This is a genomic window from Marivita sp. (assembly GCF_051251565.1).
Lineage (GTDB): Bacteria > Pseudomonadota > Alphaproteobacteria > Rhodobacterales > Rhodobacteraceae > Marivita.
In genome coordinates, this window is the sequence record NZ_JBPOFB010000023.1 from 22,984 (window position 1) to 35,047 (window position 12,064).

8 protein-coding genes are annotated in these 12,064 nt (G+C 60.2%); 1 reads left to right on the top strand and 7 read right to left on the bottom strand.

Annotated features, from left to right (window positions below):
- Nucleotides 1–67 precede the first annotated feature (67 nt).
- The 7 genes from ACSHXH_RS17540 to ACSHXH_RS17570 all read right to left on the bottom strand — a co-directional run bounded on the left by ACSHXH_RS17540 (nt 68) and on the right by ACSHXH_RS17570 (nt 10,888).
- A complete protein-coding gene (locus tag ACSHXH_RS17540) occupies nt 68–1,030 on the bottom strand; it encodes an ABC transporter ATP-binding protein (protein WP_435673099.1) in 963 nt (320 codons plus the stop codon).
- Nucleotides 1,030–2,004, bottom strand: coding sequence for an ABC transporter ATP-binding protein (locus ACSHXH_RS17545; protein ID WP_435673100.1), 975 nt, complete (start codon nt 2,002–2,004; stop codon nt 1,030–1,032). The genes ACSHXH_RS17540 and ACSHXH_RS17545 overlap by 1 nt, the downstream gene beginning before the upstream one ends.
- On the bottom strand, nt 2,004–2,948 hold the full coding sequence (locus ACSHXH_RS17550) for an ABC transporter permease (RefSeq protein WP_435673101.1): 945 nt from the start codon (nt 2,946–2,948) through the stop codon (nt 2,004–2,006). Before ACSHXH_RS17550 ends, ACSHXH_RS17545 begins: the two co-directional genes overlap by 1 nt.
- Nucleotides 2,948–3,931, bottom strand: coding sequence for an ABC transporter permease (locus ACSHXH_RS17555; RefSeq protein ID WP_435673102.1), 984 nt, complete (start codon nt 3,929–3,931; stop codon nt 2,948–2,950). The genes ACSHXH_RS17550 and ACSHXH_RS17555 overlap by 1 nt, the downstream gene beginning before the upstream one ends.
- A gap of 50 nt (nt 3,932–3,981) precedes the next feature.
- Entirely contained in the window at nt 3,982–5,547 is a 1,566-nt protein-coding gene (locus ACSHXH_RS17560) for an ABC transporter substrate-binding protein (protein WP_435673103.1), read from the bottom strand.
- Nucleotides 5,548–5,664: 117 nt separating this feature from the next.
- Nucleotides 5,665–7,245 carry an ABC transporter substrate-binding protein gene (locus ACSHXH_RS17565; RefSeq protein ID WP_435673104.1) on the bottom strand — a complete coding sequence of 527 codons (1,581 nt, stop codon included), beginning with the start codon at nt 7,243–7,245 and terminating at the stop codon, nt 5,665–5,667.
- Between the two features lie 196 nt (nt 7,246–7,441).
- Complete coding sequence (locus ACSHXH_RS17570; RefSeq protein ID WP_435673105.1) at nt 7,442–10,888, bottom strand: class I SAM-dependent DNA methyltransferase; 3,447 nt, start codon at nt 10,886–10,888, stop codon at nt 7,442–7,444.
- Nucleotides 10,889–11,237: 349 nt separating this feature from the next.
- Here ACSHXH_RS17570 and ACSHXH_RS17575 point away from each other — a divergent pair.
- A partial coding sequence (locus ACSHXH_RS17575) for a tyrosine-type recombinase/integrase (protein WP_435673106.1) occupies nt 11,238–12,064 on the top strand: 827 nt, incomplete at its 3' end.

Below are 12,064 nucleotides of genomic sequence, written 5' to 3' on the forward strand. Positions count from 1 at the left end.
GGGCAATCGCGTCATGCGACCCCCCTTAGCATTTGCACGACGCGCGGTCCCGACCAGCCCGAGGCGTCTATTCCGCCATGTGACAGGCAACGCGCGTGCCCCCAAGCGTGCGCATCTCGGGGCGGTCCTTGCGACAGACATCCTGCGCGATCGGGCAGCGCGGGTGAAAGGCACAGCCGGGCGGTGGATTGATCGGATCGGGGATCTCTCCGTCGGGGGGCTGCACTTCGCGTCCGAAACCGTCCATCTGCGGCGCGGCCTCGAGCAACATCTGCGTGTACGGGTGCTTCGGCGTCTCGAACAACGCCTCCGGCGTGGCCTCTTCGACCAACCGCCCAAGATACAGCACACCGATCTTGTCGGCCATGTGCCGCACTACGGTCAGGTCATGACTGATCAGAATATAGGTCAGGCCAAAATCATCCTTGAGATCGCTCATCAGGTTAAGAACCTGTGCCTGAACCGACACATCCAGTGCCGATGTCGGTTCATCACATACGATCAGGTTCGGCTCTGACGCGAGGGCGCGCGCGATACAAATCCGCTGCCGTTGCCCCCCCGAGAACTCATGCGGGAACTTGCCCGCGTCCTGCACCGACAACCCGACCTGTTCGAGCAGCTTTTCCGCAAGCCCATCGGTCTGGCCACCGCGTGATGCGACCGGTTCAACGATGATGTCCCGCACCCGCCAGCGCGGATTGAGCGAGGCATAGGGGTCCTGAAAGATCATCTGGATGTCAGACCGGATCGTGTCGATCTTGGCCGCGTCGGTTTCGTTTGCCAGATCAATGCCGTCAATCTCGACCACGCCGGAAGTGGGCCTGAGCAATCCGACAAGCATCTTGCCAATCGTCGATTTGCCAGAGCCGCTTTCCCCCACAAGCGCATAGGTGCTGCGCGCTTCGACATCGAAATCGACCTCGGACACCGCCGTCAGGAACGCCTTGGACCGCCGTTCGATCACACGGTTCAACCAAGGTTTGGACACGTCGAACAACCGGCTGAGATTTCGGACCCGTACAAGCGCCATCACATGACCTTTTCATCGACTAGAGGATACCAGCAGGCCGCTTGGCCATCCGTCACACGCGGCACTGGGGAATTGCGGCAGGTCTCTGTTGCATACGGGCAGCGCGGATTGAACGCACAACCGTCGGGCACCGCATCCAGACGCGGCATCGCGCCAGGGATTTGGTGCAGGCGGCGCTTGCCCTGCGACGCAAGCGGTGTCGAGGCCATAAGCCCGTGCGTGTAGGGATGCTGCGGATGGGTCAGGACATCACGCACCGGACCAAGTTCGGCCAACCGCCCGGCATACATCACCGCCACACGGTCCGTCGCTTCGGCGATCACCCCCATATCATGCGTGATCAGCATCACGGCGGTGCCGCGATCCCGGCACAAACGGCGCAACAACGCGATGATCTGCGCTTGGACTGACACGTCCAGCGCCGTGGTCGGTTCATCTGCGATGATCAACGACGGCTCTGCACAAAGCGCCAGGGCAATCACGACCCGTTGCCGCATGCCGCCGCTGAATTCATGTGGATAGCTGTTCACCCGTTCGGACGCACCCGGAATGCCCACCTCGTCCAAAGCAGCCACCGCGCGCTTTTCCGCCTCGGACCGGGTGATCGGCAGATGCGTCAGCATGGTTTCCATCAGCTGGTCGCCAATCCGCAACAACGGATTGAGCGAGGTCAGCGGATCCTGAAACACCATCCCGATCTCTTTGCCGCGCAGCCGCCGCATCGCGTCGCCCTGCAACTGATCAATGCGCTGGCCGTTCAGCCAGATTTCACCGTTCGAGACATGGGCGGGCGGAGTCAGCAAGCCGATGACCGCATTGCCCGCCATGGATTTGCCCGCGCCGCTTTCGCCGACAATGCCAAGGATTTCGCCCGCTGCAATGTCATAGCTGACGCCATCCACCGGGCGCACAATGCCGTGGCGCGTGGGAATTTCAACCGACAGGTCTCGGATCGACAGAACAGGTTGGGACATCAGCGCAGCCTCGGGTTCAATGCGTCGCGCAGCCAATCGCCCAACAGGTTCACACTCAGTGCCAACCCCAGAAGCGTTGCCGCCGGGAAAAGAAGAATCCACCATTCGCCAGAGAACAGGAACCCCTGCCCGATGCGGATAAGCGTGCCCAACGAGGGTTGGGTCGGCGGCGCGCCCACGCCAAGAAAGCTCAGCGTCGCCTCGGCGATGATTGCCAGAGCCAGCGAAATCGTTGCAATCACCAGAACCGGCGACAGCACGTTGGGCAGGATATGGCGCAGCATGATCGCGCCCGGCGTCCGCCCGATCAACCGCGCGGCCTGCACGTATTCCTTGTTCTTTTCGACCAAAGTTGCCCCGCGGACCACACGGGCGAACTGCACCCAGTCCGACAGGCCGATCGCAAGGATCAGCACCCAGATCGCCATCTGGTCACGATACTCGACCGGGGTCACGCCCTTGGCGACCCCGAAGATCAGCATCGCCACAAGGATCGACGGGAAGGTCAGCTGCACATCAGCGGTGCGCATGATGATCGTTTCGGTCCAGCCCCCGACATAACCCGAGATCAGACCAAGCGTGATCCCCAGCACCATCGCAAGAAGCACCGCGGCCACACCAACAAAAAGCGAAATGCGCATACCGTAGAGGATGGTCGAAAACACATCCCGGCCCTGATCGTCAGTGCCAAGCACGAAGGTATCCCCGGTAAAGGCGTTCGGGGCCATCGGGGCGGTGAACCCGTTCATCAGGTTGAGCGAGGCCGGATCAAACGGGTTGGTTGGGGCTATAAACGGCGCAAAAACCGCAGCCAGCACCAGTAAAGCAACAACGCCCGCCGACGCCATCGCCACCGGCGACCGTTTGAACATGTAGAACAGGTCACTTTCCAAGGCGACACGGGCGCGCGACTTGGGTTTGACCGGGATTGGCAAATCCGACATCAATGGCCTCCTGACCGGTCCGCCCGCAGACGCGGGTCGATGAAGAAGTAAAGAATGTCCACAAGCAGGTTGATCCCGACAAACATCACCGAAATCAGCATCAGGTAGGCGGCCATCACCGGGATATCGACGAACTGGATCGCATTGATGAACAAAAGACCAACGCCGGGCCATTGAAAGACCGTTTCGGTGATGATCGCAAAAGCGATGATGGATCCCAATTGCAGACCAATCACCGTGATCACCGGCACCATCGTGTTCTTGAGCGCGTGGCGGAAATTCACGGCGCGGTCGCGCAGCCCCCGCGCCCGTGCAAAGCGGATGTAGTCCTGCCGCAGCACTTCGAGCATCTCGGAGCGCACCAGTCGCATGATCAGCGTCATCTGGTAGAGCCCCAGCGTGATCGACGGTAGGATCAGTGCCTTGAGCCCGCTTTCCGTCAGGAACCCGGTGGACCACCACCCCCCGATATCCACGGTCTCACCACGTCCGAAACTGGGCAACCAGCCCAGTTCGACCGAGAACAGATAGATGAGCAAAATCCCAATCAGGAACGTCGGCAATGACACCCCTATCAACGAGGCCGACATAATCATGTTGGCCAGCACGCCATCCCTTCGGATCGCGGTGAACACGCCAAGCGCGATGCCGAACAAGATCGCCAAGACGCCAGACACCATTGCCAGCTCAAGCGTGGCAGGCGCACGTTCCATCAGGATCTCGGCCACGGGGCGCCCCTGCCGGTAGCTCACGCCGAAATTGCCCTGCACCGCGCCTTCGAGGAACTTGTAGTATTGCATCACGAACGGCTGATCGAGGCCAAGCTGCGCGCGCAGCCGGTCGATATCTTCGGCGGTGCGCTCCTGACCCAGCATGTTGTCGATCGGATCGCCGACAAAGCGGAACATCGAAAAGGCGACAAGCCCGACAATCAGCAGCACAAGCGCCGATTGTCCAACACGCCGGATGATATATGCGAGCATGTCGCCCCCGGTTGTTTATGTCCGGGGGCCAAGCCAGCCCCCGGAACGCGTTAGTTGACGGTCACCCAGCGCAGGATGAAGAAATCATCCGGGCGTTGTGTGAGGGTAATATTGCTGCGGACGCCCCACACCAAAGGCTGCACATACATCGGCACATAGGCCATGTCGTCTTGCAGGATTTTTGTTGTTTCGTCGATCATTGCCTGACGTGCAACCGGATCAATCTCGGATTGGATCATGGGCAGCAGCGCGTCAACACGCGCATTCGAGTAGCCACCAAAATTCCAGCTTCCGACACGCAGTTCCTCGTTCGGCGTTGCGGCCAGAAAACGGATCGGGTGTTCGGCGTCAAACGTGCCCGGCGACCAACCCAACAGGAACATATCGAAGTTATCGGCCCGCAGTTCCGGCCAATAATTCTGTACCGGCATCGCATCGAGCGTTGCCGTGATACCGACCTGCGCCAGCATCCCGGTGATCGCCTGACAGACGGCTTCGTCATTCAAGTACCGATTGTTCGGGCATTTCAGACCAAAGGAAAACCCATCCGGATACCCCGCTTCGGCCAACAATGCGCGGGCGCGGTCCGGGTCATAGGCGGGACGCGCTGCCAATGCGGGCACATAGCCCTGCATCGCCGCACTGACCAACTGGCTGACTTCCTCAGCATTGCCACGCATGATGGTTTGCAGGATCGCCGGTACATTCACCGCATGGGCCACGGCCTGACGGACCCGCAGATCAGCAAAGGGGTTGGCATCGGTGGTTTCGGCGGAATATTTGAGCGTCTCTGCCTCATGTGGGAAACCCAGCATGATCACGCGGGCCTCGATGCCCTGAATGACCTCGACATCCGCATTCTCGGCAAGGCGAGCGACATCCTGAATCGGCACTGGGTTGATGAAATCGACATCCCCCGACAACAGCGCCGCTAGGGCCGTGGCCGGGTTCTGGATCGGCGTCAGCTCTGCACGGGTGATGTTGTGCTCGGCGTCGCCCCACCAGCCCTCAAAGGGTTCAAGCACGGTGCGCAGACCCGGTTCGCGGGCGGTGACGCGGAACGCGCCGGTGCCGTTGGTATTGAGCGTGGCGTAGTTGCCGTTTTCCTTGTCCGGAAGCGCCGCGCTGTTCGCTTCAGCCCATCCGCTGTCCATGATCATCCAGTTTGCAATCGAACCGGGAAAAATCGGGTTCGGGGCCGAAGTCATGAAATCAATGGTGTAGTCATCGACAACAACCACATCGGACACCGGCGCAAACCAGCTGCGGGTGTCGGACACTTCGTCAGAGGCGCGCTGATACGAGAACAACACATCCTGCGCGGTCAGCGCGCTGCCATCGTGGAAGGTCACACCTTCGCGCAGAATGAACCGCCAGCCGTCACCATCGCCAATCGGCTCCCACGAGGTGGCCAGTGCCGGTTCCACGGTCATGTCTTTGCCGCGACGGACCAGCCCTTCGTAAACGTTGTTCAGAAAGCCAAGCACGGGTGCCGAATTCACGGCGTGCGGGTCCATGGTCTGGGGATCGGTGTTCACCGCCCAGGTAAAGGTTTCGGCCTGTGCAGCAGGCGCGAGGGCGGCAAGCACGGCAGCAAGGTGAAGAGAACGGCGCATAGCATCTTCCTTTGGTTTCAATAAACGATGTCGCGGCCCGTGCATCAGGCCGCGACATTCAGGATTGAAAGACCTGACCACGTCATGCGGACGCGCCACAAGGCCGCGCCACCGCGATCAGTTCATCGTGAAGTACTTGATCTTCGGTTGATCTTCGGGATCGACATCAATGCCAACCGCATCCGACATGCCCCAGTTCAGAACCTGGTGGTGCACCGGGATATAGAGCTGTTCATCCTGAACCACCCGCCAGATCGCGGCGATATCGGCGTTGCGCGCGTCCAGATCGGTGTTCGATGCGAGCGATTTGATCTGCGCATCCAGCGCGTCGTTGTCATAGCCGGTGCCGTTCCATGTGCCGATGTCGGATTCCCGACCGTGCACAAGGAAGTTGAAGACATATTCGGAATCGTAGGTCGGAACGCCCCAACCCAGCATGTAGAAATCCGTCTGACCCTCGGTGATCAGCGGGAAATGCTGTGCCTTGGGCTTGGCATCGAGGTTCACCGTCACGCCGATCTGACCCAACATGCCGACAGCCGCCTGACAGATCGCTTCGTCATTGACATACCGGTCGTTCGGGCAGTCCAGACGGATCGAGAACCCATCCGCATAGCCGGCCTCGGCCAACAGCGCCTTGGCACCCTCGACATCAGTCACCGATTCCGCATCCATCTCGGCAGTCCAGCCATTGACGAAGGGCGGCGCGATCATGCCCGCGGGCTGGCTTTGGCCGCGCATCACGACCTGACGAATGGCATCGCGGTTGATCGCCATCGACATCGCCTTGCGCACACGCACATCGGCCAGCGGGTTGGCGCCGTCCACATTGTCGGCTTCGATATCATCCGCACCCATGTTCATGCCGAAAAAGATCACGCGGTTCTGCGGAGCCTGCTTGACCATCAGGCCATCGGTTCCGTCTACCCGCTCAAGATCCTGCACCGGCATGTCCTGAAGGAAATCAATCTCGCCCGACAACAGCGCCGCAACGCGGGTCGCTGCGTTCTGGATCGGGGTGTAGACGATCTCTGTCACCTCAAGCGGGAACTGGTCGATCCCCCAATACGCGTCATTCTTTGTCATCACCGTGCGCACATCGGGTTCGCGGCTGGTCAGCACATAGGGGCCGGTGCCATTGGCGTTTGTCGTGGCAAACGTGATCTCGCCACCTTCAAAGTCCTGCACGTTGACGGTGTTGTTCGCCTCGGTCCAGCCCTTGTCCATGATGAACAGGTTGGTGAGGTTGGACGGCAGGATCGGGTTCGGACCATCGGTGACCATCTCGACGGTGAAATCGCCAACCGCGCGCACTTCGGTGATCGAGCCGATCAGCTCTTTCATGTCCGAATTGTCCTGCTTGGCGCGCTCAAAGCTGAACACCACGTCTTCGGCGGTAAAGGCGGCACCATCGTGGAACGTCACGCCCTGACGCAGGTTGAACACCCAGACATTGGGGTCTTCGGCACTGGGGGCCCAATCGGTGGCCAGCGCGGGTTCAAACGCGCCGGTGATGTCCCGAATGATCAGCGGTTCGTACATCTGGTGACGGATCGTGTGGGTCGGACCTTCGTTTTGCGAATGCGGGTCAAGGGTGAGCGCGTCGCCAGAGCGCGCCCAGCGCAGCGTTTCCGCGGTCACAGTGGCCGTGCTCGCCAGCAAGGCGGCGGCCATGGATAAAGCAAATGTCGTCTTCATGAGACTTCCCTGTCGTTTGTTATAGATGGTGTTTTGTGATCGCGTCAGTCTTCGACAAGAACGCGATGATAGCAACCCTTCCCTTAACGTCATTTGCAGCACACGCAAACCAAAGACGCAGGCACGCGCTTAGGACATTGAAACCAAACGTAAAGTTATGCGCGCTGACGTATCAGCGCCGGACCAGCGGCGCGGGTCACGCGGCATAGCGACCGGCGTCGATCCGTTCGGCCTGCCCCAACGCGGCAAGACTGTCGAGCAAGGGCTGCACCGAGCTGCTGCGCGCGCGGACAAAGCGGCGGGCGATCTGGTCGGGGGTGGCCTCGCCCATCTCGGTAAGCGCCTCGCGGACGGCGGCGATCTGGTCGGGAAGGGTTTTGGGCCACGGGGCCTTTTCCACCTTGGTGGTGGGGCCGACATCCAGTTCGGCCTGCTGGCCGGTGCTGGAGTGTGCGCCGCTGGGGTTCTGGTACTCGGGACGCAGCCAGCGGATGTGGCCGCGCGCTTCCTCCTCGGCGCGTTCCTTGTTGAGGGCGACGAGGCGGAAGAGGATGTCTTCGTCGCTCAGGTCCACAGGCCAGCCATAGGCCTCGGCCACGGCGGCGTCGATCTGATCGTGCAGGTCCTTGAGGATGCCGATCAGGCCCTGGTCGTATATCTCTCGGTCCTTGCCCTCGATGGTCTCTCCCGCGCGGAGCTTTTCCAGCACGTTATACATCTGGGTCAGGGTCAGCTTGGGGTGTGCGGCCTGCTGCCGCTTGCGGTGCGCGTCAAGCTCTTCGCCCAAGGCACGGAGGTGGGTGCGCTGGTCATCGGTGAGGTCTGGGAAGGGGAATGGGTTGAAGCAGGTGCTGTGCGTATAAACAGGCCTATCCTCCAACACGATGCCTTGCGCGGAGCACCAAGCAAGATGAACGCGGCTAGAAAGAACCGCTAATTGCCATGCCTCTTCCAAGGCGATAACTCGAATCTTCTGGTCGGCCAATACGGTTTTTTCCAAGAAGCGAAAAATCCTATGCTTAGCTGTCTCGGTGGTAGCGATGTACCTTTTGGTGCCAGCTAACGCTTTTCGCATTTCTTTTCTTGGTTCAGCGAAAACCCACCAATAATCGCGATAGCTCTGACGATTGTTGGTGTCTCGCTCGGGCTTAACGCGATCCCAGAGCAATTGGTAGATAAATGGAAATTTGCTCTTAAGCTCACTGTCGCTCAGGCCAAAACAGTCAATGATTTTGAGGTTCCTTGGCTGGCCAACCAAATCTCTCCCGTTTGCATAGTCAAAAATCAAGCTTCCGGCGTTGTAATTGCTGCGAAGATTTTCAGCTTCTTCATCTGAGATTACAAAACCCATTCCCCATGGCATTACGCCTTTGTGACCAAGGCCAGAGTTGGATGTAAGACCTTTTGTTGACGAAACATCCGCCCCGATCTGCAAGTTCGCAAAGACCTTTCCAATCTGGTGCTCAAACGTCACCTGACGGCCTTCAACCTCATTCTTCTCCTTTCTCTCAGTCGCAAGCGTCATCAGCCGCCCGGCGCGGTTGCCTGCGGCCCCCACGGTCATGGCGATCCGCACGGCAGCGCCATAGAGCGTATCGACCCAAGGGTGATCAGGAATGGCGAACAGCAGCGACAGCGGCTTTTTCGGGTCGTTCAGATGCGGCTCCAGCACCCGGCGGTTGAAGGTCTGGCGCAGGGAATTGGTGGTGATCAGGCCAAACCGCCGTGTGCCCTTGCCGGTCTTGGCATTATACCCCCGCGCGGCCAGCGCCGCCTTTTCCCACCAGAACATCACCAGATCGGCGCTTTGCGGCATCTTGGGATAGGCCTTCCACAGCGCCTCGACATAGCCATCGCCCAGATTGTCGCGCAGGCGCGAGGCCCCGATAAACGGCGGATTGCCGACGATGAAATCCGCCTGCGGCCATTGGGTGGGTTTGGGCTTGGCATAGTCATAGACCTGCACCCGCGCGGCGGGGTCTGGCACCTCTTCTCCGGTCACGTTGTGGCGGATCGTCGTCACCCCGTCCCAGCGGGTGACGGGATTGCCCTCTGCGTCCAGACGCGGCGTGCGGCCCGACCATTCCAGCACCGCGTCGGCGTTGCGGATGTTCTTGAAGTCGCGCAGCACAGGTTCCGACGGCGCGGCATCACCATAGGTGCGGTAGTGCCATTGCAGATAGCCGATCCACAGCACCAGCTCGGCCACGTTCGCCGCCCAAGGGTTCAGTTCGATCCCCAGAAACTGGTGCGGGTCCACGGTGATCAGCGGGCGCGTGTCGCCCAGTTCGATCATCAGCGATGTGACCTCGCCCTCAAGCCGCTTCATCATCTCAAGCGCGACATACAGGAAATTGCCCGATCCACAGGCCGGGTCCAGCACTGTCGTCGCGCAGAGTTGGTGGTGAAAGTCGCGCACCAGCCTGAGCGCCTCATCGGTCTTGCCATCCTCGGACAGGCGTTGCACCGAGGTTTGGATGTTTGACCAATCCTGCCGCAACGGCTCAAGGATCGTGGGCGCGACCAGCCGCTGCACATAGGCGCGCGGCGTGTAATGCGCGCCCAGCTTGTGGCGTTGGCGTTTGTCCAGCGCGCGTTCCAGCAGCGTGCCAAAGATCGCCGGTTCCACCTGTTTCCAATCCGCCTCGGCCGCTTCGATCAGCAGCCCCAGTTGCAGCGGGTTGAGCGGCAGCGCATCCGCGTCCGCAAACAGCCCGCCGTTGAACCGTTTGAGGTCTTGCATCAGGACCGGCGAAAAGCCCCCGGCGTTCATCGTCTCCCACAGGCTTTTCAGGGTGGGTGCCGCGTGTTCCGGGTGGCCGCGCAATTCCCTGAGCTTGGCCGTAAAGCTGCCGCGCGGGATCAGGTCCACGTCTTCGGCGAACATCGAAAACAGGCAGCGCATCAGGAACCGCGCCACGGTTTCGCTATGGTGCCCCTGCCCCTCAAAGCTTTTGCCCAGCTCGGCCAGATGTGCCGCGATGTCGCGCGTGACCTCGGCCGCCTTGAGAGACGGATCAAGGCTGTAGGGATCGGTCCAGATGGTGCGCAGCATCGCGCGGATGTCGTCGTTGCGCAGATCGTCCAGCGTGATCCGGTAGCGGTTGCCATCGGGGAACTGGGTGTAGCTTTGCCCCTGTCTGGAGAAATCGGCATACAGCTCGATCACATGGCCCACATCGATGATGATCAGAAACGGCGGCCAGCCGTCTTCTCTGGCCACGGACCGGGCGTAATAGTCGGCCTGATTGCGTGCCTTGAGCATGGTGTCGTCGAACCCGCGCGTCCCGCGCCGCCCGTGCCCCTGTTGTGGTTTGCGGGTTGGGTCGTCGGTCAGGAGGGACAGCTGGTCGCGGTCTTCACGGTCCGGTGTGTGGCTGCCTTGCTTGGCTTCCAGCACGAAGCATCCGCGCCGGTACAAATCAATCCGCCCCCGGCGTTCGCGCCCCGTATGGGTCGACGTCACGGGCCGTTCAAAGCGGTAATCGTTGTTCTGGCCTTCGGCATCGGCGACCTTGACCGGCTCAACATCAAGGATGTGCACAAGGTCATTGGCGAAACTTTGGAAATTCGCCATCTCGTTGCCGCCGGACACCTTCCAGCGGGTGATGAAGTCGTCCAGATCGACGGAGGAGGCACTCATAGAAATCAGGAATTCCACAACTATTCGGGGAACTCTAGAACGCCGCTGCGCGCATCACAACACCCGTGTGACGGTTGCCTGCGGTCCGTTGCCCGCGCGGGCCTGGTGATGGGAATTGGCGCACCTGAAGGGATTCGAACCCCTGGCCTCTGCCTTCGGAGGCGCTATTGACACCTTTCCCAATTGCGCGATAGAGCGCGACGGAGCACGATAAGACACTGAATATATTTGTATTTCCGTGTCGCTGTTCCGAAGCTTCTATCCAGAAACAGGTCGCAGCTTTCGCCCTTCTGCTTACGTAGTGCTTACGTGAGAAGGCTGCCGGCCGATCGGAAAGGTCTGAATTCGGATGGCAAAACTTACGAAACGTTTCGTCGATGCGGTCGAGATCCGCGACAAGGACTATGTCGTTTGGGATGACGAGTTGCCTGGCTTCGGGCTGCGCGTGTTCGCCTCAGGAAAACGCAGCTATGTGATACAGTATCGTGCAGCCGGTCGCTCGCGGCGCTACGCGATCGGCCTTCATGGAGTCTGGACGCCCGAGACCGCCCGAAAGGAAGCAATCGCGCAGCTCGGCGCGGTCGCCCGCGGTGAGAACCCTGCCGAGAACCGGCAGCTCAACCGCAAAGCGATGACCGTGAAGGAACTGGCCGAGCAATACGTCAAAGCCATGGAGGCCGGGTTAATCATGGGCAAAGGCGGACGCCCAAAACGACCGTCCACGATTTATACGAACATCGGTGCTTTGAACGGACACATCATCCCCCTGATCGGCCAACGCCGCGTGCGTGACCTCACCAAGGCAGATGTGACGAAAATGATGAACGACGTGATTGCCGGGAAAACCCGCGCTGTCAAAAAGACTGGCAAGAAGCGAGGCGTTTCTATTCTGCGCGGCGGTCGTGGAACGGCGAGCAAATGTGTCGGCCTGACAGGCTCGATGCTCACTTATGCAATTAACATCGGGATCATCGAACACAACGTCGCCCATGGTATTCGAAAGCCGAAAGATCAGGTGCGGGATCGGCGCTTAAGCGATGACGAATACCGCGAGCTTGGCAAGATGCTTCGCGAGGCTGGCGAGGACCATGAATTCGCTCTGGACCTGTCACGCTTCTGTGCCGCCCCAAGTGCTCGTTTAAGCTACTTTCCGCTCGAAGGCGACGGGGCTTTTCC

Coding starts and splice junctions, on each gene's coding strand:
- ACSHXH_RS17545 (WP_435673100.1), bottom strand. CDS start 2,004: ATGTCCCAACCTGTTCTGTCGATCCGAGACCTGTCGGTTGAAATTCCC.
- ACSHXH_RS17555 (WP_435673102.1), bottom strand. CDS start 3,931: ATGCTCGCATATATCATCCGGCGTGTTGGACAATCGGCGCTTGTGCTG.
- ACSHXH_RS17550 (WP_435673101.1), bottom strand. CDS start 2,948: ATGTCGGATTTGCCAATCCCGGTCAAACCCAAGTCGCGCGCCCGTGTC.
- ACSHXH_RS17540 (WP_435673099.1), bottom strand. CDS start 1,030: ATGGCGCTTGTACGGGTCCGAAATCTCAGCCGGTTGTTCGACGTGTCC.
- ACSHXH_RS17570 (WP_435673105.1), bottom strand. CDS start 10,888: ATGAGTGCCTCCTCCGTCGATCTGGACGACTTCATCACCCGCTGGAAG.
- ACSHXH_RS17560 (WP_435673103.1), bottom strand. CDS start 5,547: ATGCGCCGTTCTCTTCACCTTGCTGCCGTGCTTGCCGCCCTCGCGCCT.
- ACSHXH_RS17565 (WP_435673104.1), bottom strand. CDS start 7,245: ATGAAGACGACATTTGCTTTATCCATGGCCGCCGCCTTGCTGGCGAGC.